19 protein-coding genes are annotated in these 20,773 nt (G+C 40.8%); 13 read left to right on the top strand and 6 right to left on the bottom strand.

Annotated features, from left to right (window positions below):
* Positions 1-16: 16 nt before the first annotated feature.
* The 3 genes from AAC851_RS06290 to AAC851_RS06280 form a co-directional block, all read right to left on the bottom strand.
* Positions 17-880, bottom strand: a complete 864-nt coding sequence (locus AAC851_RS06290; RefSeq protein WP_005085317.1) for an NAD(P)-dependent oxidoreductase — start codon at positions 878-880, stop codon at positions 17-19.
* 75 nt (positions 881-955) lie between these two features.
* The gene (locus AAC851_RS06285) at positions 956-1,744 is read right to left on the bottom strand and encodes a crotonase/enoyl-CoA hydratase family protein (RefSeq protein ID WP_004637942.1); all 789 of its coding nucleotides are present in this window, start codon (positions 1,742-1,744) and stop codon (positions 956-958) included.
* Between the two features lie 77 nt (positions 1,745-1,821).
* Positions 1,822-4,632, bottom strand: a complete 2,811-nt coding sequence (locus AAC851_RS06280; protein ID WP_005085315.1) for a GacS-like sensor histidine kinase — start codon at positions 4,630-4,632, stop codon at positions 1,822-1,824.
* A 146-nt stretch (positions 4,633-4,778) separates the two neighbouring features.
* Here AAC851_RS06280 and cysM point away from each other — a divergent pair, with 146 nt between their 5' ends.
* The 4 genes from cysM (at position 4,779) to AAC851_RS06260 (ending at position 10,347) form a co-directional block, all read left to right on the top strand.
* Complete coding sequence (cysM, locus tag AAC851_RS06275; protein WP_005085313.1) at positions 4,779-5,708, top strand: cysteine synthase CysM; 930 nt, start codon at positions 4,779-4,781, stop codon at positions 5,706-5,708.
* Positions 5,709-5,771: 63 nt separating this feature from the next.
* Positions 5,772-6,593 carry a 3'-5' exonuclease gene (locus AAC851_RS06270; protein WP_004637945.1) on the top strand — a complete coding sequence of 274 codons (822 nt, stop codon included), beginning with the start codon at positions 5,772-5,774 and terminating at the stop codon, positions 6,591-6,593.
* A gap of 9 nt (positions 6,594-6,602) precedes the next feature.
* A complete protein-coding gene (gene rlmD / locus AAC851_RS06265; protein ID WP_005085311.1) occupies positions 6,603-7,994 on the top strand; it encodes a 23S rRNA (uracil(1939)-C(5))-methyltransferase RlmD in 1,392 nt (463 codons plus the stop codon).
* 46 nt (positions 7,995-8,040) lie between these two features.
* Positions 8,041-10,347 (top strand): RelA/SpoT family protein, encoded by a 2,307-nt coding sequence (locus AAC851_RS06260; RefSeq protein WP_004637947.1) that lies wholly within the window; start codon positions 8,041-8,043, stop codon positions 10,345-10,347.
* Positions 10,348-10,473: 126 nt separating this feature from the next.
* Here AAC851_RS06260 and AAC851_RS06255 read toward each other — a convergent pair whose 3' ends face one another.
* Positions 10,474-10,902: a hypothetical protein gene (locus AAC851_RS06255; protein WP_005085309.1), complete on the bottom strand. Its 429-nt coding sequence runs from the start codon at positions 10,900-10,902 to the stop codon at positions 10,474-10,476.
* Positions 10,903-11,253: 351 nt separating this feature from the next.
* Positions 11,254-12,030: an SDR family oxidoreductase gene (locus tag AAC851_RS06250; RefSeq protein WP_005085306.1), complete on the bottom strand. Its 777-nt coding sequence runs from the start codon at positions 12,028-12,030 to the stop codon at positions 11,254-11,256.
* Between the two features lie 96 nt (positions 12,031-12,126).
* Here AAC851_RS06250 and mazG point away from each other — a divergent pair, with 96 nt between their 5' ends.
* The 9 genes from mazG to yjgA all read left to right on the top strand — a co-directional run bounded on the left by mazG (position 12,127) and on the right by yjgA (position 18,785).
* Positions 12,127-12,933, top strand: a complete 807-nt coding sequence (gene mazG, locus AAC851_RS06245) for a nucleoside triphosphate pyrophosphohydrolase (RefSeq protein WP_004637950.1) — start codon at positions 12,127-12,129, stop codon at positions 12,931-12,933.
* On the top strand, positions 12,902-13,327 hold the full coding sequence (locus tag AAC851_RS06240; protein ID WP_004637951.1) for a ComEA family DNA-binding protein: 426 nt from the start codon (positions 12,902-12,904) through the stop codon (positions 13,325-13,327). The genes mazG and AAC851_RS06240 overlap by 32 nt, the downstream gene beginning before the upstream one ends.
* Before the next feature lie 138 nt (positions 13,328-13,465).
* Positions 13,466-14,917 carry a polynucleotide adenylyltransferase PcnB gene (pcnB, locus tag AAC851_RS06235; protein WP_004637952.1) on the top strand — a complete coding sequence of 484 codons (1,452 nt, stop codon included), beginning with the start codon at positions 13,466-13,468 and terminating at the stop codon, positions 14,915-14,917.
* On the top strand, positions 14,914-15,402 hold the full coding sequence (folK, locus tag AAC851_RS06230) for a 2-amino-4-hydroxy-6-hydroxymethyldihydropteridine diphosphokinase (RefSeq protein WP_004637953.1): 489 nt from the start codon (positions 14,914-14,916) through the stop codon (positions 15,400-15,402). The genes pcnB and folK overlap by 4 nt, the downstream gene beginning before the upstream one ends.
* A 39-nt stretch (positions 15,403-15,441) precedes the next feature.
* Positions 15,442-16,251, top strand: a complete 810-nt coding sequence (gene panB / locus AAC851_RS06225) for a 3-methyl-2-oxobutanoate hydroxymethyltransferase (protein ID WP_004637954.1) — start codon at positions 15,442-15,444, stop codon at positions 16,249-16,251.
* A 3-nt stretch (positions 16,252-16,254) separates the two neighbouring features.
* The gene (panC, locus tag AAC851_RS06220) at positions 16,255-17,100 is read left to right on the top strand and encodes a pantoate--beta-alanine ligase (protein ID WP_004637955.1); all 846 of its coding nucleotides are present in this window, start codon (positions 16,255-16,257) and stop codon (positions 17,098-17,100) included.
* Positions 17,101-17,128: 28 nt separating this feature from the next.
* On the top strand, positions 17,129-17,980 hold the full coding sequence (gene rapZ / locus AAC851_RS06215; RefSeq protein ID WP_004637956.1) for an RNase adapter RapZ: 852 nt from the start codon (positions 17,129-17,131) through the stop codon (positions 17,978-17,980).
* Positions 17,977-18,246, top strand: a complete 270-nt coding sequence (locus AAC851_RS06210; protein WP_004637957.1) for an HPr family phosphocarrier protein — start codon at positions 17,977-17,979, stop codon at positions 18,244-18,246. Before rapZ ends, AAC851_RS06210 begins: the two co-directional genes overlap by 4 nt.
* A gap of 2 nt (positions 18,247-18,248) precedes the next feature.
* Positions 18,249-18,785, top strand: coding sequence for a ribosome biogenesis factor YjgA (gene yjgA, locus AAC851_RS06205; protein WP_004637958.1), 537 nt, complete (start codon positions 18,249-18,251; stop codon positions 18,783-18,785).
* 47 nt (positions 18,786-18,832) lie between these two features.
* On the opposite strand, the gene AAC851_RS06200 is transcribed toward yjgA, so the two are convergent.
* On the bottom strand, positions 18,833-20,476 hold the full coding sequence (locus tag AAC851_RS06200) for an acyl-CoA synthetase (protein WP_005085303.1): 1,644 nt from the start codon (positions 20,474-20,476) through the stop codon (positions 18,833-18,835).
* Positions 20,477-20,773 lie beyond the last annotated feature (297 nt).

Below are 20,773 nucleotides of genomic sequence, written 5' to 3'. Positions count from 1 at the left end.
CATGAAGCATTAATTATTATTCTATAAGTTTGATGATAGTGGCTAAATCCTTCTCAGCAAAGCCATTTTGTTGGTGCGCTTGTAACTGTGCTAAGGCTTTTTGTGCAACAGGTATCTTTAGGTTAAAACTTTGCGCGAGTTGTAACGCATTGTTTAAGTCTTTAGATAATGTTTGGACTTTCCATTGCACAGGTTCAAACACATGTGTTGCCATACGCGGTGCAAGAATCTGAAAAGGTTTGGAATCAGCAAACCCCCCTGCAAGCGCAGGGGCGAGCAAACGGGTATCTACACCTGCTTGCTCTGCAAGTGCAACTGCTTCCGCAATCAGCGTACTGTTGGCTGCAACAATCAACTGATTGCAAATCTTCGTGGCTTGCCCTGTACCAGATTCGCCCATTCGGGTAACACGCTGGGAGAGTACTGAGTAGATTGGTTCGAGCTGCTGAATTGTTTTGGCATCGCCACCTGCAAAAATTACTAAAGTACCTTGCTCTGCACCTGTGGTTCCACCAGATACTGGGGAGTCAATCCATATAACGTGTTGTTGTTGTGCTGTAGTTGCAAGGTGGTGTGTTGCTGCAACAGATAAACTCGAAAAGTCGACAATGATTTGTTGAGCTTTTAGGTGAGGCTGGAACTGGTTAAAAACGCTTTGAACGGCTTGATCATCCGCTAAACAGGTCAAAATGACAGGGTAGTTGCCAATTTCTTCTAAAGTTAAGGCGGTTGCACCTTGTTGAATCAATGCTTCACATGCAAGTGGGTTACGATTCCAAACAGCAACTGAGTAGCCTGCTTGAAGCAGTCGGGCTGCCATACGCGTGCCCATTAAACCCATACCTAAGAAAGCGATGGGATTTCTTTGATCAAGTATCATGTTTATAGCCTGTGCTGTTTTTGAGTCTATTTGCGGGAGCGTGCCGAATGCCCCCACTTATAAGCTTCTCAACGTCTATTTATATTGTCTAGGTAAGAACTCAATTTCAGGGTTCTTATCTTTCTTACGCGCAAGCGTACTGTTTTTGCCTAATAGTAGTTTGAGTTGCCAAAGTTTTTCTAAACGTAGAGCCTTTTCTGGTTGATGCTCCATCGCGTCTAAAACACGTTTTGCTGCCATCAATGCATCTGGTGAGCGTTGCAACATCTCTTGAGCGATGACATTGGCTTTGGCGAGAGGATCTGTATCCAAGTGCGTCACTAAGCCGATTTCTTTGGCATATTCAGCATCAAAAATCCGAGCAGTGAGAGTAAGCTCTTTGGCTAAGTCAACCCCAATAAGCCCTTTGAGTGAACGTGTTAAGCCCATGTCGGGCACAAGTCCCCAACGGCTTTCCATAATCGACATTTGTGTTGTTGGTGTTGCGATCCGGATGTCTGCCGCAAGTGCAAGTTGCATGCCTGCACCGAAGCAATATCCTTCAATTGCTGCAATAACAGGGATAGGTAGGTTTTGCCAAATCAGAAAAGCTTTTTGGAATAGGCTTTGTCCAGGTTTGATCAGTTCCCATGCCGCAAATGCGGTGTTTTTAGGGTTGTTTAGGTCTGATAAATCGATACCTGCACTGAAGACCTGTGCTTCACCTGTTAAAATGACGCAGCGAATAGAGCGATCCTTTTCAATTTTTTTAGCTGTTGAGACCAATTCTTTTAGTAATGCAAAACTCATTGCATTGCGTTTGTCTGGACGATTTAACGAAACTGTTGCGATTCCATTGTTTTTTTCAACGCGTAAAAGTGCCATTGGTCATACTCTTATTGTGTTTGATGATTGGCAGCATAGCATGAGTTTTTGTCATGAAACATGACACGACAGTCATCTTAGTTGTCGTGTCCGTTCAAGACGAGATTTGCTGCTTGCCTAACTTGTTCAATAGCGGCATTAAGCTCATTAAAGCGATGATTGGTTTCCCGAATAAACACATCATCTGCCTTGCGTCGTTCTTTGCGTAAGGTAGAAACAAATTGTTCAAACTCACCTGCAATTCTTTGCAAGGTTGGCGTGCCTACATAACGCGTCGCGCCATAGAGACGATGTAAAACATGCTCAAGTTGAGGGAAATCCTCGACCTCAATCAGCTGTTGCATTTCATTTAGCTCGGTATCAAAACTATCCACTAACATACCTAATAAATCTTGCGCTAAATCTTCTTTGTTAGCAGCGAGTTGAATACTTTGTTGCCAATTTAAGATTTGAGGATCAATTGACTCGATTGGGCGTTTTGTTTCGGTGGTGGTTGGCTGTGAACTAAAATTATTCTTGGTCCATTGGGTGAGGATCTGAATGATTTGTTCCATTTGAATTGGTTTGGTCACATAATCATTCATGCCGACTTTAAGCAACTTTTGTTTCTCATCTGCCAAGGCGTGTGCAGTTAAGGCAATGATTGGAAGTTGCATGCCCGTATCCAGCGTTGATTCGAGTGAGCGAATGGCCCGCGTGGTATCAATGCCTGACATCACAGGCATTTGAATATCCATAAATACTAGATCAAATGGGGGAGACTTCTGTTCAATTCGCTCTTGAATCAGATCAATCGCTTTTTGCCCGCTCAATGCTTTGGTGGTGGTTACATTGAGTTCGCCTAGTAATGCTTCTAAGACAATCAAATTTGGTAAATGATCATCGACAGCTAAGACATGCAACCCTTGACCATTGAAGTCTTCAGGCTCTTGTTCGAAAATTGGCTGATTTGCTAAGAGCTGAATAAGCTCGCGACGGCTTAATGGTTGATAGATTGGGCGAGCACGATATTCATTGAGCATGTTTGGATCAAGGCTCATTTGATAACCATAAACCGCTAAATTGCCATGATAACGTTGGCGAATCTCTTTCAATAAAGCTTCTGTATCGCCACTGTGATCTACAATCAACCATGTATTTTCTTGCTGATTCAAATGGTTGAGGCGACTGAATAAATCTAAAATTGACTGTGTCTCAATATGCGCCACATGATAATTTTCAAGATAGAGGCGCAGTACGCTTGCCGTCGCTGGATGCGCTAAATAAGATACCACTTGTAGATGATCAAAACGAGGATGTTCAACGAAAGCATCTTCTTCTTCAACTTTAAATGCTGCGGTGAACCAGAAAGTCGAACCTTTTTCGGTAGGCGCACGTTCTTGGTTGTCTTCAAAGCCGATTTGACCACGCATTAGATGTACTAATTGTTTGGAGATCGCTAAACCAAGTCCAGTGCCACCAAATTGACGCGTAACAGAGGCATCGCCTTGTGAGAAAGATTCAAATAATTTCTTGCGATCGGTACCACTTAAGCCAATTCCACTATCTTGTACGCTGAAATGCAATAAACACTGACCAATGTCATCATCTTCCATACGAACACGCACAATAATCTCACCGTCAGGAGTGAACTTGATTGCGTTGGAAATCAGATTGGTCAGGATTTGTTTAAAGCGTAATGCATCACCCACCACGTGCTGCGGGATATTTTCTGCATAGTAGAATGCCATATTAATGTGTTTTTGTGCTGCCAAAGGTGACAACATATCCATCACATCGAAAATGGCTTCTTCGAGATCAAAGGGTGCGGTCTCGAGCTCAAGTTTACCGGCATCAATTTTAGAAAAATCGAGTACATCATTAATTAACGCCAATAAATGAGCAGAAGATTTCCGAATCGTTTGCAGGTAGAGGTTCTGTTCGTTACTTAAATTTTGTTGGCGTAATAATAAATGGATAAAACCATCGATACTGTTGAGCGGTGTGCGTAATTCATGGCTGATATTTGCCAAGAAAACGGATTTAGATTGGTTAGATGAAATGGCTTGGTCGCGTGCTTGGCGATAAGTAATATTCTGAACTTCTAAAGTATCCAATGTACGACGTAGATCTTCTTCAGTCTGTTCAGTATGTTCTTTAAGCTCTAAAAAACTAAAATGAAGTCGTTTGACGACATTGGCGATATCACGTTGCAGTAAGCGCAATTCACCTGTGCTATTAACCACAATATGTTGATCTAAAGTGTCTGCATTTAGGCGCTGCATTTGCATACGAATTTCGTATAGCGGCGCTAGCCAGCGACGAGAAAAAACATTTAGACAAAATAACAGTATTAATAAGGTGATCAATCCGGTTGCGACGAGTGATAATAAGATTTTATAACGCGCAAGTTCGAGTGGATGATTATTTAATTCAATCATCAACCAAACAGAATTTGGATTTTCACTATCCAGCTTAGAGCCATAAATACTATTGTGATTGTGGGAAATAGGGCCAAAAAAATCACTGTTTTTCGGAAAGTTAGGCCAGTAACGATTATTCTGATAACCAATGGTTAAATAAGTCTGTCCTTTATTGTCAATTAAAACCGCACGTTGTAGGTTTTTTTCATCAAACATTTTTTGAAACAGGTTTTGCGCACGGTCATATTGATCGGGTTGTTCTTCGACCAAGTGAAGTAGTTCATTTGCTGTTTGATGATAACGCGCCAAAATCGCAGATGCTTCTGCATTTTGCTGTTGTTTCGCGGCATTGGTTGTTTCAGATAAAACCCACAAAATGCCTACGCCTGTCAAAATCGCAATCGGAACCAGAATCAGCGCGATCAGCTGTCCATAGGCATGATTGAGCCGTAAACGTTTAGAAAGAGTTTTATTGAAATTTGACATAGTTGGGTCAGACTTATCATTCTGCAAAATATCTTAGCATGCTTTAAACAGGCTAGCATTTATCTCACTATAAAAAGCAGTGGGAAAAGATGCAGTCTTGTGTTTTTTTTCATACAATAGACGCCACCTTGATATCGGTGTCGATCATGACCAATACGCAACCAGATTTTTTAGCAGATGAATTTTTACTAGATGAATATGTGGGTAAAACACCATTGGTGCGTTTACAGCGTTTAGCAAGTCATACTCAAGCCACGGTATTAGCAAAATTAGAAGGCAATAACCCAGCAGGTTCTGTGAAAGATCGACCTGCCTATAACATGATTATTCAGGCAGAAAAACGCGGTCAAATTAAACCGGGTGATACCTTGATTGAAGCAACCAGCGGTAATACAGGAATTGCTTTGGCGATGGTTTCAGCCATGCGTGGTTATAAAATGAAACTGATCATGCCGAATAACATGAGCCAAGAGCGTAAAGATGCTATGTCAGCTTATGGTGCAGAGTTAATCGAAGTTACTCAGCAACAAGGCATGGAAGGAGCTCGAGATTTGGCTTTGCAAATGCAGGCTGACGGTCAGGGTTATGTTTTAAATCAGTTTGGTAATCCAGATAATGTGGAAGCACATTATCTGACTACGGGGCCTGAGATTTGGAAACAAACGGGCGGGAAAATTACCCATTTTGTCAGCTCAATGGGAACCACGGGCACCATCATGGGGGTGTCTAAATATTTAAAAGAACAAAATCCTGAGATTCAAATTGTGGGCTTACAGCCTTCAGATGGTTCAAGTATTGCAGGGATTCGTCGTTGGCCAGAGGCATATTTACCAACGATTTTTGATCGTAGTCGAGTCGATCGTATTATTGATATTCCACAAATTGAAGCAGAGCGTACCATGCGTAAACTGGCTCGTAGCGAAGGGATTAGTGCAGGGACATCGTCTGGTGGTGCGGTCTGGGCATCTATTAAAATTGCTGAAGAAAATCCAGATGCTGTGATTGTCTGCATTATTTGTGATCGTGGAGATCGTTATTTATCAACGGGTTTATTCTCAGTAAAAGATGATGAATAAAATTACGCCCAAGCTCTCTATTAAAAAGAGAGAATTCTTCAGTTCTCTGAGGAAGTTTTGAAAATGAGCTTACGTTTTCCGATTTTAGTGTTTGATATTGAAACGCTCACTGATTTAAAAGCTGGCGCTCATTTATATCATCTTGATTTACCTGAGTCTGATGTCGAGCAGGCCTTGACCAAGATTCGCCGTCAAGAATCAGGGATGGATTTTCAACGGTTACCTTTGCACGAAATTGTATGCATTTCTGGTTTGTGGATCGATGAAAAAGGCTTTCGTTTATTTTCATTTAGCCAAGAGCAAAATACTGAAGCTGAGATGCTGGCAAAATTCTTATCGATTTTTGATAAAAAACAGCCAACTCTTGTGAGTTGGAACGGTTCTCAGTTTGATTTGCCTGTCATTTTATTTCGAGCGATGTATCACGGACTATCTGCCCCAAGTTTGTTTGATCAAGGCGAAATCGACAATCAGAAGCGGTTTAATAACTATCAAAACCGATATCATCATCGACATGTCGACTTGATGGATGTGATGGCCATGTTTAATGGTCGAAATTTCCAGAAATTAGATGATATTGCTTGCTTGCTCGGTTTTCCTGGAAAGCGTGGTGAGTCTGGTTATCGTGTGCCAGAATATGTACGTAACAATAATTGGTTAAAACTAACCAGTTATTGTGAGGGTGATGTACTGAATACTTGGTTGGTTTATTTGCGTTGGCTTTTACTAAAAGGTCAGTTAAATCAACTAGATCATCAGCAGTTTATTCAGTCAACCATTGATTATTTACAAACGCAAACGCAACAATCAGATTTTTTACAAGTATGGCGCCAAACATCGCAATATACTGTATTTACCGCACCGACGTTTGCGCCCAAAAATTAGGTTCATCTTTTGAAACATAAAGCGAAACAGCGCCCGGCACATCAGCCAATTTATACCTTCAAAGTGGAAGCTTTTTCGCATGAAGGTCGTGGTATTGCGCACTATGGAACTCACCCTGACCATCCTAAAGAAAAACAGGGTAAGAAAGTTTTTATTCGCAATGCCTTGGTGGGTGAAACGGTTCAAGCGAAAATTACCCACCAAACCACGCGTCTAGAAGAAGCAGAAATGCTGAAACTAGAAGGTGAGGCCGCTACTGGGCGGGTAGAACCAATTTGCCCGCATTTTGGGATATGTGGTGGCTGTAGCTTGCAACATATTCATCCTGACGAACAAATTTTGTTGAAGCAAAATGTATTGCAATCGCATTTACAGCATTTTGCTGGTCTACAACCTGAACAATGGTTAACACCAATTCGTTCTAGCAAAATAGATTACCGTCGTCGTGCCCGAATTGGTGTGCGGTATATTCCGCGACAAGATCGTTTGGTCATGGGGTTTAGAGAGCATCACAGTAATCATTTAACCACCATTCACCAGTGCAAGGTATTGGATCAGACTTTATCTGATGCGATACCTGAGTTGAGAAAGTGTCTTGAAGGCTTGATGGCCAAAGCACACATTGGTCATGTTGAATTGGCGATGGGGGATCACGAAGTTGCGTTATTAATTCGCCACTTGGAAGAATTAAATGTGTCGGATGTCAACCATTTGCGTCAATTTGCGTTACAAAGACAGTGGCAGTTGTATTTACAACCCAGAGGCGCTGATAGTTTACATCGGGTCGACGATGTGCAAGCACCAATGCGGTTACACTATCATTTAGATGATTTCGATATTCGTTTTGCATTTTCACCATTGGATTTTACCCAAGTGAATAGTGCGGTAAATGCACGAATGATTCAGTTGGCATGTGAATTGCTACAGTTAAAGGAAGGGGAACGTGTGCTTGATCTATTTTGTGGATTAGGCAACTTTTCTCTACCTTTAGCACGATGTGTAGGAGATACTGGTCAGGTGATAGGTGTTGAGGCAAGTGATGAAATGGTATTGCGTGCAACTGAAAATGCGAAAGCAAATTCGTTGAACCAAGCTATCTTTTTTTCACAAGATTTAACAAAAGACTTTTCACATCATCCTTGGGCGAAACAAGGATTTGATGCATTATTAATTGATCCTCCGCGATCGGGTGCTTTTGAGGTGATGCAATATGTACCGAGCTTCGGAGCAAATAGAATCGTTTATGTTTCATGTAATCCTTCAACACTGGCAAGGGATGCAGGTGTACTGGCACAACATGGTTATCAGCTTAAAAAAGCTGCGGTAATGGATATGTTTACCCATACTGAACATGTTGAATCTATTGCCTTATTTGAAAAAAATGAGTCTGATAAAATTTAAGAGATAAACGATTAGAACATGAGTTACATATCCAGAGGAGAATGGTATGGTCACAGTACGTGAACAGTTACCTGGACGACTCCATGAGTTGTCTGAGGAAGCGACTGTAGAACATGCCGCTGAAGCGCAAAGTAGTCTAGTATCTTGGCTAGATCGAGTGCGTGATATCTTGGATGGGGCTGAGCTGAAGCAGCTACAACGGGTTGCAGAGCTTACCTTACAAAAAGAGTTTGAAAGCACGGTTAATCATCATACCAACACCTTCAGTATCGGTATTGGTATGGCGGATATTTTGGCGCATTTACATGTAGATGAAGATACGTTGTCAGCGGCAGTATTATATCGAAGTGTACGTGAAGGACTGATCACCTTAGAGGATATTCAGCGTGAGTTTGGCGAGCAAGTTCTGGGCCTAGTAAAAGGCACGCTTGCAATGGGTAAGCTATCGGAGCTGATTGAAAAAAATAAGCGTCTAGAAGATCATTTTAATAATAATCAACGTGAACATCTAAACGGCATTTATAAAATGCTGATTTCTGTGACAGAAGATGTACGTGTGGTGCTGATTAAACTGGCAGAGCGAACTTATGCTTTACGTGAGTTGGCAACTGCAAGCAAAGAGCGTCAAGAACGTGTTGCACGTGAAATTTTAACGATTTATTCTCCACTTGCACATCGTTTAGGAATCGCCCAACTAAAATGGGAACTAGAAGATCTCGCTTTTCGCTATTTAGCGCCAGAACGATACAAAGAAATTGCTTCTTTGCTCAATGAAAAACGTTTAGAGCGTGAACAGTATATTCAGTTTGTGATTGATAAGCTTAAAACCGAACTGGATGCTTATGATATTCATGCTGAAATCACGGGGCGAGTGAAGCACATTTATTCGATTTATCGAAAAATGAAAAGCAAAAATCTTAGCTTTGACCAGCTTTACGATATTCGTGCAGTGCGGGTGTTATTAAAAACGGTACCAGATTGTTACCATGCTTTAGGGATCGTACATCAGTTATGGCGACACATTCCCAACCAGTTTGATGATTATGTGACTAACCCGAAAGCCAATGGCTATCGGTCTTTGCATACGGCAGTGATTGCTGAAAATAAATCACTCGAAGTTCAAATTCGTACTTTTGAGATGCATGAAGAAGCTGAATTGGGAGTTTGTTCTCATTTCAACTACAAAGAAGGTGCGAAAAATACGGATCATTCTTTTAATGATCGATTGCATTCACTTCGCGCTGTACTTGAGCATTATCAGGAGCGAACGGAAACGACACCGCATGCTGAAGATGATGAGTCGAATGGTATCGATCAAATTCAAGATTTTGAAAATTTTGAAAAGATTTATGTGTTTAGTCGTGATGGGGACATTAAAGAGTTACCGCGCGGCTCGACTGTGCTTGACTTTGCTTATCACGTCCATACTGAAGTTGGAAACAAATGCTATGCAGCACGTGTAAACCAGCGTTATGTGCCACTGACTTATACTTTAAAAACAGGTGAGCAAGTTGAGATCTTAACCAAAAAAGACCGTGAGCCAAATCGAGATTGGTTGGTTAACTCTTTAGGTTATATCAAAACAGCTCGTGCGCGAGATAAATTGCGTCATTGGTTTAGACAGCAAGATCGCAGCAAGAACGTCGAAGTGGGACGTGAGTTGCTCAATAAAGAGCTCGCTCGTCTGGCTATTCATCCAAAAAGTATTGATTTAAACGATTACTCATCTCATTTTAACCTGAAGTCAGGTGATGATATTTTGGTGGCATTGGTGAGTGGTGACATTAGTCTGCATGCATTGATGAACCAAGTAAATCGTCAAATGCATTTAGATCAAGATGAACCAGAGCTGGTGTTAAAACCAGCATTAAATCCACGTGCAAGCCATACATTATCGGCACATGGTATCTTGATTGATGGTTTGGACAATGTGGAATTGCATATAGCACAGTGTTGTCAGCCCGTGCATGGTGAATCGATTGGTGGTTATATCACTTTAAATCGAGGGGTGAGCATCCATAAAGTCGCATGTCCAGATTATGTGCGTATGACGACACATGAACCAGAGCGTGCAGTTGAAGCCGATTGGGAAATGCAACCAACACGCGGACAAAGCGTTCAGATTGTGGTTGAGGCCTATGATCGCCGTGGTTTACTCAAAGATCTCACTCAAGTGATTTTCTCTGATCAAATCAATATTCGTCAGGTCAATACGATTTCTGAGGCGGATGGGATTGCTAATATGAAGTTGCTGATTGAAGTGAAAGGTTTAGCACAGCTCTCTCGTTTGTTGGCTCGTTTAGAGCAACAACCCGGCATCATTAGTGCGAGACGTTTAGTACAAGGTAGTTAATTATATTTAGAATAAAACCCGCTTTTTTGAACTGACTGCTTTCATGGGGGATCGTTCAATAGGCGGGTTTTATTATTTTAAGCACACGGCATCATCATAAAATCAAAATGGGTTTGATTGTGATTTTTAGATTTTGCATTTTTTGCTTTTTTGGAATGTTGCAATATTTTCAATATTTGCTTGGGCTTTCGCTTTAATTGACTCTTGAACAGTCAAATTATTTACGTCAGATGTATCTTCTTCGCCCGCAAGATTATTTGCAATTTGACTGGCTTTGGCAGTTTTTTCAGAGTTGCCACCGAAAGCAGTTAATGCGCCACTTGCAAGACCAGCCCATTTGCTTACTGCCTTGTTTGGTGATTGAGCATTTGCATTAATATTCGCAATATTTTTCTCTGCGCTTGCTAACTCACGTTTTGCATTTGATTGCTCAACAGAAAGTGTTGCGCAATCCATTGCCTTTAATTCAGCAGTTGAAAATGGTTTACCCTCGGTCGCTGCAAAAGTAGAGAAAGAAAACGTTGCAGCAGCAGTTAAAACTAATAATTTTTTCATATTATAAACACTTTAAAAGATTTTAGATTAAGTTGCTATTTTTGTAGCAGGCGGATTCTATTTAAAATAAATTTTAAAGTCACTATTTTTTTTAAATATTTTAAAGACTTGTCTGTCTATTGTTTTTGTGGTATTTGATCAGGTTTTATTTGTAATCTTATTTTTTATTTAATTTAATGATTTATAATATTTTTTTACTTTCAGTTTTACTGTTTTGTGCGCTATTTTTAATTTTTATTGATTAATGTGATGGTTTTATTTTTAATGATTTTTATATTTGTGTGAAAAGTGAATTAATATGTAGGGTTGTTAGGCTTTATATTGTTTAAAATATAAAGCACTTTTCTTTTTTTATGCTTGCTTGGATAATAATATATTGGTGATTCGGTTTAAAAACTGTGGGCTAATACGTGATAATTGATACATCAGTTTGGTTTTAATGCCAATAGGAGTGTGGGTAGGAATAAGGAAGTGATTTTTTTGTTGTGTTAAAGCGAAAACCTGTTGTGCAACATCTGCTGGAGTTAAATCCACACCAATATTTTGAATACTCCCAGCATCCATATTTTTTACCATACTGGTTTGCACAAATAATGGCATAACATCGAGCACACGAATATTATATTTTTGCCATTCCACATCTAGAGCTTCAGTTAAACCACGCACGGCAAATTTACTGGCAGAGTATGAGGCTAGATCGGCTTGTCCATAAATAGCTGAAGCAGAAGAGAGGTTGATGACCCGAGCAAAACTCGCTTTTTGTAAATAATTTAAAGCTGCATGGCAACCATTAAGAACACCTTTTACATTGATATCAATTGTGCGGTGATGAGAGGGGATGGTTGTATTTTCAAAAGCACCAGAATATAAGATTCCAGCATTGTTAATTAGAATATTGAGTTCGCCTGCCCAGTTTTGAAATTCCTGTAATGCGATTTGCCATTGTGGATAATCGCTAACATCTAAATAACCCGCTTTCGTATTTGCACCCAGTTCCGTAGCTAAAGCTTGCGCTTGTTCTAAGTTGATATCGTAGATGCCTACTTTATAGCCTTTTTGATGAAACAGACGGGCAATTTCGGCACCTATGCCTTGAGCTGCACCACTAATAAAAACACTATGTTGCATTGCTTTTCCTTACTTTATATTGATACTTTTCGGACCAGCGTATATTAGACAGAAGCTGGTTAAAACTGCAACAGCGTAAGGGGTGAGGAGATAATCATGGAAAAGCTATTAGAAATCATGCGTGAGCTAAGACAAAAATGTCCATGGGATCAACAACAAACACCTGAGAGCTTAACGCGTTATGCGATTGAAGAGGCTTATGAAGTCGAAGCTGCGATTCGTGTTGGTGATTTGGATGAAATTCGTCAAGAGCTTGGAGATCTATTGTTGCAAGTGGTTTTTCAATCACAAATGTTCAGTGAGCAAGGGGCTTTTGATTTTCATGATGTGGTTGATGCAATTAGTGAGAAACTGATTCGACGTCATCCGCATGTATTTCAAGCTGAAAAGTTTCAGAACTTGAACCCTGAACAGGTAAGCGAGCTATGGAAACAAATTAAGCAGCAAGAGAAACAGGGTAAGCCAAGATCTCGATTAGATGAGGTGAAGCATGCACCTGCTTTAGTTCAAGCGGATGAAATCCAAAAAAAAGCAGCACAACTTGGTTTTGATTTTGAAACGGTAGAGGATGCTTACGGAAAATTAGACGAAGAGCTAGCAGAATTACAACAAGCGCTTAAAACGGGAAAAACCGATGAAATACAAGAAGAATTTGGAGATTGTCTATTTTCTTTGATCAATGTAGGTCGTAAACTTGGGCTGTCGAGTGAAACGGCATTACTGGCGACAATTCATAAATTTAGAAGTCGCTTTGCCTATATCGAACAACAAGCACATCGACAACAGAAAGACTTGCAAGAAATGAGTTTGGCGGAAATGGACCAGCTATGGGAGCAAGCAAAAAGACATTTAAAATTTGAGGGGAGCTCTGATGAAATTGCCGCAGTTACGCAGCAAAATTAATTTTTTATTATTGATTATTCTAGGGTTCGGGGTTATCTCTCACCTGAATGCAAAACAATTTGATCAGTCTTATATACAGTGGAAAGCACAGCAACAAAAACATGATCAGCAATTGGCTAGACAAGATGACCAATATTATTTATCTAGACCGACCCAGCAACAAAATGTGAAACCTGTTTCATCTTCTGTAAATATTTCAGGCGATAAAATTAGCTTAAATCAAGCGAACTTACAGCAGTTGCAAAGTTTAAGTGGTGTAGGTGAGAAAAAAGCCCAAGCGATTATTGAATATCGACAAAAACATGGTGCATTTAAAGCATTAGATGAACTCATGAATGTCAAAGGAATTGGGCCGAAACTGCTTGAAAAGAATAGGTCGAGACTTATTTTATAGGTTGGTTAAAGTGTTGGTGGTAAAAAAATGCGTACCGATATCTTGAAACTTCAGCAGAATAAATTGCCCTTTGTGTGTGTTAGAGCTATGATTAGCGACAAATTGTTATTTACGTCCTGACGTAGGAGACAGTGTCTTTTGCAAACTTTGCGTGCGTCAAAATGTGGTTTGTCCACAACTCAACTCCCTTCCTCAATATTAGATGTGATCGATAGTCTGACTAAAGCAGGTTATGAGGCATATATTGTAGGTGGTGGTGTTCGCGATATGATGTTAGGTCTTAATCCAAAGGATTTTGACGCGGTAACCAATGCTACTCCAGCCCAAGTAAAAGAAGTGTTTGGGCGGCGTTGTCGTATTATTGGGCGACGTTTTGAGTTAGCTCATGTGTATTCTGGTCGTGAACTGATCGAAGTCGCGACCTTCCGTGCCCCTCCGAAAAAAGCAGTCACCAGTGCTTCTGGTATGATTCTTCGTGATAATAATTGGGGAACAATTGAGCAGGATTTTGCTCGTCGAGATTTTTCGATCAATACGCTTTATTATCAACCTCGTAAGGGAGTTGTGCTGGACTTCTGCCAAGGTGTTGAAGATATCAAAACCCGTACTTTACGGTTTTTGGGTGAGCCAGCTCAGCGTTTTGAGGAAGATCCTGTACGCATGTTGCGTGCATTGCGTTTTGCGGCGAAACTGAACTTTCAAATCGATCAATCCATTCTTGACGTTTTTGATGTTGAGATGACGCAATTATTGCGTGATGTTTCACCACATCGACTTTATGATGAGTCACAAAAGCTCTTTACTATGGGGCATCTCACTCAGGTTTTGCCGATGTTGATTGAGTTTGGTGTTTGGAAACAATTGTTTGCTGAAATTCCGCCAAACATCACCTCATTTATCGAGCGTGCAGCCAAGAATACTGATCAGCGAATTCAAATCGGTAAAACCATCAATCCTGCTTTTTTCTATGCGGTCTTGTTATGGAAACCCTTTTTAGAGCGCTGTGATTTTTATCTCAATAAAGGCGTCGTTCCAGCTGAAGCGCGTGCTCAAGCAGGCCTTGATGTGCTTAAGCGTCAAGCAACTCGTACGATTATTCCTCGTTTTGCTGAAACTTTTATTCGTGAAGTTTGGGAAATGCAAAGTCGATTGCTCAATCCAAAACCTCAACAAATAGAAGCATTAGCTGGGCATGCGCGTTTCCGTGCAGGATTCGATTTCTTGTTGCTACGTGAGAAATCAGGTGATGCCAGCACTGAAGGTATGGGCGTTTGGTGGGAAAATTACCAAGAAATGACCACTGACCAAAAAGAAGCCGCTATTCGTCAGTATAACCGTCAACGTACGAAGACCCGACGTAAAGCTGCTGACACCGAAGAGTTGAAGCATACTGAAATTGAACCATTGGTTGATGTTCCAGAACCAAGAAATCGTCGTGCGAAAAAAGAGCGTGTGCGGGCTGGTGATTCAGCAAATCGTTTTCTTGAAAAGGCGGCAGATACAGGTCAAATCAATTCAGATCATCCAATTTTAAAGCGAAAACGTGTGCAACGTGATTTAAAGCAAGTCGTTTTTGGACCGACTCAATGACGATTCGTACTTATATCGGTTTAGGTAGTAACTTAGGTGATTCGCAACAAATTCTTCGTGAAGCTGTTGCGAAATTATCAATGTTGGGTGAAGTTCAGGTTTCTCGTCTTTACCAAAGTCCACCGATGGGACCTCAAGATCAACCACATTATTTAAATGCTGTTGTTCAACTGGACACGACATTGACACCACTTGACTTGTTAGACCAATTGCAACAGTTAGAACAAGATGCGGGGCGTGTTCGTTTGCGACGTTGGGGAGAGCGAACCCTAGATCTTGATCTGTTAATCTATGGTCAAGAACAAATTCAAAATGAACGTTTAACTGTGCCCCATATTGGTATTTTACAACGTGATTTTGTAATTCTTCCCTTATTAGATTTAGATGCTCATTTACAATTAAATGGTCATTCATTAAAAGACTTAGAACTGGTACAGCAAGCAAACTTGACTGTAATAGCCGATCAATCTTGGGCGGCTGCTTAAGATTGTTTCGTTCTGAAAACGCCTGTAGAGGACATCATCATGATTAGTCTAAGTGACTTAAGAAAGTTTAAAGCTGACGGACGCAAGTTTTCTTGCCTGACTTGCTATGATGCAAGTATGGCGAAAGCAATGGAATTGGCTCAAATTGATACGATTTTAATCGGTGATTCTCTGGGGATGGCGATTCAAGGAAGAGATTCAACGCTTCCTGTTACAGTTGAAGATATGGCTTATCATACTGCGGCAGTCCGCCGTGGAAATACACATGCCTTAATCATGACTGATTTGCCATTTATGAGTTATGCAACACTTGAAGATGGCTTAAAAAGTGCTAAAGCCGTGATGCAAGTTGGTGCTCAAATGGTCAAAATTGAAGGTGGTGCTTGGCTCAGTGAGTTAGTTACAGTGTTGACTCGCAATGGTATTCCCGTCTGTGTCCATTTAGGTTTGACGCCGCAATCAGTACATGTGTTTGGCGGTTATAAATTGCAGGCAAGAACACGCGAAGCGGCCGATCAATTAATTGCAGATTGTCAAGCTGTGGTTGACGCAGGTGCGTCAGTATTACTGCTAGAATGCGTTCCTGCTCAGTTGGGTAAAGAGATCGCTGAGTTATTTCCAAATACGCCTGTGATTGGAATCGGTGCAGGTAATGAAACAGATGGGCAGGTATTGGTTGCACAAGACATGTTGGGGCTTACTTTTGGTCGAGTTGCACGTTTTGTCCGTAATTTTATGAAAGAACAGGCGGGTGAAACAGCAATTTTAGATGCATTTAAAGCCTATCATGCTGCTGTTCAAGACCAATCTTTCCCAGCTAAAGAACATACTTTCCAAGTTGAGCTTTAATTCATGAAAACTGAAACAACGATACAAGGCTTAACTGCGTCACTTGCAACAGCACGCAGCAACAAAAAAATGATTGGTTTTGTCCCGACGATGGGAAATTTGCATGAAGGTCATTTGACCTTGGTTCGTGCTGCTAAAAAGATTTGTGATGTGGTTGTGGTGAGCATCTTTGTCAACCCAATTCAATTCGGTGCGGGTGAAGATTTTGATAACTATCCACGTACTTTAGAGCAAGATAGTCGTTTGTTGGCGGATGTGGGTTGCGATATTATTTTTGCGCCTTCTGTTGAGCAAATGTATGGAACACAACCACGCTTGACCAATATTAGTGTTGGGCAAATTACCGATGATTTGTGTGGAAAGTCTCGCCCTGGTCATTTTGATGGCGTGGCGGTTGTTGTTACCAAATTATTTAATATGGTACAGCCGGACTATGCTTTCTTTGGTCAAAAGGATTATCAGCAACTCGCGGTGATTCGTCAGTTGGTACAAGATTTAAATATGCCTTTGGAAGTGATTGGTGTGCCCATCGTGCGTGCTGAGGATGGCTTGGCTTTAAGTTCTCGCAATGGTTATTTATCTCAAGAGCAACGTGAAATTGCCCCTAAAATTTACCAGTTGTTAAAGAAAGCGGAACAGCAATTGCATGATGGTCAAGTGTTGGAGCAAGTGTTAGCAAATATCTCAACTGAATTGACACAAGCAGGTTTTGTTGTGGATTATGTGGAAGCTCGTCAAACCAATTTACAGCCGATTACGCAATTTGATCAAGATTTGGTTTTATTCGTTGCGGCAAAATTAGGTACGACGCGTTTAATCGATAATTTACAAGTAAATTTTAAAACTTAGAACTTCAGAATAAAAAGGGCAACATGCCATGAAGCGTATTCTTATCGTCACAGGACAATCTGGTTCAGGAAAATCTTCAGCGTTACAAGTGCTTGAAGATTTAGGCTACTATTGTATAGATAACTTACCTTTGGCACTGTTGCCTGAAATAGTGGCGAAACTTGATCATGAAAATAATCTGGAGCAATTGGCGTTAGGTGTTGATATTCGAAGCACACGTGCTGATATGCAAGAGTTTGATCATGTGTTTGAGCAATTAAAAAGACATGGTTCAGTTGATGTCATTTATTTGACTACCCAAGATCAAGATTTGATTGCTCGTTTTAGTGCATCTAGACGCCCGCATCCTTTAGCGAGCCGTTTTAATAGTTTATTGCAGTGTATACAAGAAGAAAAGCAACTGCTGATTCCGATACAATTTCGCTCTACAGTGCATATTGATACGACAGATAAAAGTGTTCATGATTTAAAACATATTTTACTGTCCAAACTAGGGCAGTCTGATAACTTAATTGTTATTTTACAATCGTTTGGTTATAAGCATGGCATCCCTTTAGATGCTGATTATGTATTTGATGTCCGTCATTTGCCTAACCCACATTGGGATTTAGATTTACGTCGTTTATCTGGTTTAGATGAACCTGTACGTCGATTTTTAGAGAGCAGTCAGCAAACCAATGAAATGTTTGCTGATATTTATGCTTTCTTGGAAAAGTGGCTACCTGCTTTTGCAGAGGGGCATCGCCATTATATGACCATTTCTGTGGGTTGCACGGGTGGACAACATCGTTCAGTTTATATCGTGGATAGACTCAAGCAAGCCCTTGAGGCAAAATGGGCTGTCCAAATCTTACATAGAGAAATGAAGCACTGGTCATGATAGACACAACAATTGATGTAATTAATAAACTTGGCTTACATGCACGCGCATCAGGTAAACTGATTGAGGTGACGACCAAATTTCGCTCTTCTATTCAAATTGGTAAGGGTGATAAGCTGGTAGATGCAAAAAATATTATGTCATTGTTGATGTTGGGTGCGGGTAAGGGCACGACATTAAGGTTAGTGATTGATGGTGCTGATGAAGACAAAGCACTGGAAGAAATTCAAACGCTGTTCGCAGCAAAATTTTATGAGGCAGAGTAATAGTGGCACGTGGTACCCAACGTTATACCGATGAAGATTTTGAGTCATTAGAAGGGCGTGCGAGTAGAACAGAGCAAAAGAAAGCTGTACAACGTATGGCTGCTTTAGGTGAGCAATTGGCTCAATTGAATGTAAAACAAATTCAAAAACTTCCTGTGGATGAACGTCTGATAGATGCGTTGCTTGAAGTTCAAAAAATTAGTTCATTTGAAGCACGTCGTCGTCAGTTTCAGCGAATTGGCAAATTGTTGCGTAATGAAGATGAAAGCATAATTTTGTCTTATCTCACACCGCAACAAGGTGCAAAGAAACAAATGCAATTGATGCGTTGGGTTGATCGTATGATTGAGCAAGGTGATCCGATCATTAATGAATTCAGCAAAGTATTTAATGCATCAGAACGCCATACTTTACGTCAGCATGTTCTTCGTATTCATCGTGACATCAAACAACAGGTGAGTGAGGAAGAGCTCGAAGCTTCTAAACGTAAGTTTGTAAACTACGTACAACAAGTCGCGCTGTTATCTGATCAAGGTTAACTTGAAAAAAAGAAGTTTCTAAGGAAACTTCTTTTGCATTTAGGCAATTAATTTCCAAACTCACTTGTAGCTCGTTCTTTTGCCCATTCTCTTAAAATAAATTTTTGTAATTTCCCAGTTGATGTTTTAGGGATCTCAGTAATTACCACGTCTTTAGGAACTTTAAAGCGTGCAAGTTCTTTTTGACAGTGCAGAATAATTTCTTCTGGTGAAGTTGTGCTACCTTGTTTTAATTCAATAAAAGCACAAGGCACCTCTTGCCAACGTGGATCAGGCTTTGCGACTACGGCTGCAGTCATGACTGCTGGGTGTCGATACAAAACATCTTCGACTTCTAATGAAGAAATATTTTCCCCACCTGAAATAATAATGTCTTTGGAGCGGTCCGTGATTTTGGCATAGCCATCGGGATGGCATACGGCTAAATCCCCGGTATGGAACCAACCCCCTTGAAATGCTTCTTCAGTGGCCTGTGGGTTTTTGAGATAGCCTTTCATGACGATATTGCCACGGAACATGATTTCGCCCATGGTTTCGCCATCATTTGGCACAGGTTGCATGGTTTCAGGATCAAGTACTCGCATACTGTCTTGTAGAGGGTATGGAACGCCTTGACGTGAATGCAATTGAGCTTGTTCTTGGATAGATAACTCACTCCAACCTGCTTGTGAGGCACATAGCGCTGAAGGACCGTAGGTTTCGGTTAAACCATAGACGTGATTGACATTGATGCCGATATTACGCATCCCTTCAATAATCGCAACTGGCGGTGCAGCACCAGCAACCATCACCTCCACATGATGGTCAAATGCGGTTCTTTGTTCCTGAGGCGTATTGATCAGCATCGATAAAACAATCGGTGCGCCACAGAAATAATCTACTTTGTGTTCGGCAATATATTGAAAGATTAGTGTTGGATCGACGCGACGTAAACAAATATTGGTTCCGCCACTGGCGGCAATAGACCATGCAAAACACCAGCCATTGCAATGAAACAGGGGTAAGGTCCAAAGATACACAGCACGAGGTTTCATGCCACATGCCAAAATATTACTTGCTGCATTGAGGTAAGCACCACGATGATGATAAACCACACCTTTTGGATTTCCTGTTGTTCCCGAGGTGTAATTCAGGCTGATCGCATCCCATTCATCTTGTGGAAGTAACCATTCAAACTCAGGATCGCCTTGAGCTATCCAAGACTCATATTCATATTGACCAAGGGGCAGTTGTTCACCTTCATACTCATTATCAAAAACGTCAATTACAATCATATCTTGATGAATATATGTGAGTGCTTCTTCTGCAATCGCTTTAAACTCTGGGTCAACTAAAAGCACTTTTGCTTCAGCATGTTCTAGCATAAAGGCAATGGTTTTGGCATCTAAGCGCGTATTTAGCGTATTTAGAACGGCACCTGCCATGGGAACGGCAAAATGGGCTTCAATCATCGCTGGAACATTTGGTAAAAGTACAGAAACGGTATCGTTCTTTTGGATACCTAAACGTGTCAGTTGGTGTGCAAATTGACGACAGCGTTGATAGCTTTGTTGCCATGTAATCTGACGTTTACCATGAATAATTGCGGCCTGATTCGGGTAAATATAAGCTGCACGCTCTAAATAGCGTAATGGTGATAACGCAACAAAGTTCGCTGGGTTTTTGGGTAATTCGTCGTATGCACTAACCATGTGTATTGCTCCATGTTTATTTTATGAGGAAATTTGCTGGGGTGTTAAAAATGACCGCAGTCCCCATATATCTATATCACCATAGTACGCTGCTGACACGAAATCACTAAGGCTTTAGTCTGAGATATATTTTTGACTTGGGTTTTTCTCCAATCAAAGGTTTCTTCCTTGTCTAAACCTGTGTAAAATCTCGGGTACTTTTTTATCCGCCGTTTTTTATTTTTTGAGGTCCGCCTCAATACATAATCTCGCGGTGATATGCTCCATTGTGCGGGGCATCACTCCTTAAGGATTTTA

The sequence above is a fragment of the Acinetobacter sp. HZNU-JH01 genome (assembly GCF_037996845.1).
GTDB lineage: Bacteria > Pseudomonadota > Gammaproteobacteria > Pseudomonadales > Moraxellaceae > Acinetobacter > Acinetobacter haemolyticus.
This window is presented reverse-complemented; position numbering and strand designations above follow the sequence as displayed.

What these genes read in the sequence shown, in the direction of transcription:
- AAC851_RS06290 (WP_005085317.1), bottom strand. Translation starts at nt 880, where the DNA reads ATGATACTTGATCAAAGAAATCCCATCGCTTTCTTAGGTATGGGTTTA.
- AAC851_RS06285 (WP_004637942.1), bottom strand. Translation starts at nt 1,744, where the DNA reads ATGGCACTTTTACGCGTTGAAAAAAACAATGGAATCGCAACAGTTTCG.
- AAC851_RS06280 (WP_005085315.1), bottom strand. Translation starts at nt 4,632, where the DNA reads ATGTCAAATTTCAATAAAACTCTTTCTAAACGTTTACGGCTCAATCAT.
- cysM (WP_005085313.1), top strand. Translation starts at nt 4,779, where the DNA reads ATGACCAATACGCAACCAGATTTTTTAGCAGATGAATTTTTACTAGAT.
- AAC851_RS06270 (WP_004637945.1), top strand. Translation starts at nt 5,772, where the DNA reads ATGAGCTTACGTTTTCCGATTTTAGTGTTTGATATTGAAACGCTCACT.
- AAC851_RS06260 (WP_004637947.1), top strand. Translation starts at nt 8,041, where the DNA reads ATGGTCACAGTACGTGAACAGTTACCTGGACGACTCCATGAGTTGTCT.
- AAC851_RS06255 (WP_005085309.1), bottom strand. Translation starts at nt 10,902, where the DNA reads ATGAAAAAATTATTAGTTTTAACTGCTGCTGCAACGTTTTCTTTCTCT.
- AAC851_RS06250 (WP_005085306.1), bottom strand. Translation starts at nt 12,030, where the DNA reads ATGCAACATAGTGTTTTTATTAGTGGTGCAGCTCAAGGCATAGGTGCC.
- mazG (WP_004637950.1), top strand. Translation starts at nt 12,127, where the DNA reads ATGGAAAAGCTATTAGAAATCATGCGTGAGCTAAGACAAAAATGTCCA.
- AAC851_RS06240 (WP_004637951.1), top strand. Translation starts at nt 12,902, where the DNA reads ATGAAATTGCCGCAGTTACGCAGCAAAATTAATTTTTTATTATTGATT.
- folK (WP_004637953.1), top strand. Translation starts at nt 14,914, where the DNA reads ATGACGATTCGTACTTATATCGGTTTAGGTAGTAACTTAGGTGATTCG.
- panB (WP_004637954.1), top strand. Translation starts at nt 15,442, where the DNA reads ATGATTAGTCTAAGTGACTTAAGAAAGTTTAAAGCTGACGGACGCAAG.
- panC (WP_004637955.1), top strand. Translation starts at nt 16,255, where the DNA reads ATGAAAACTGAAACAACGATACAAGGCTTAACTGCGTCACTTGCAACA.
- rapZ (WP_004637956.1), top strand. Translation starts at nt 17,129, where the DNA reads ATGAAGCGTATTCTTATCGTCACAGGACAATCTGGTTCAGGAAAATCT.
- AAC851_RS06210 (WP_004637957.1), top strand. Translation starts at nt 17,977, where the DNA reads ATGATAGACACAACAATTGATGTAATTAATAAACTTGGCTTACATGCA.
- AAC851_RS06200 (WP_005085303.1), bottom strand. Translation starts at nt 20,476, where the DNA reads ATGGTTAGTGCATACGACGAATTACCCAAAAACCCAGCGAACTTTGTT.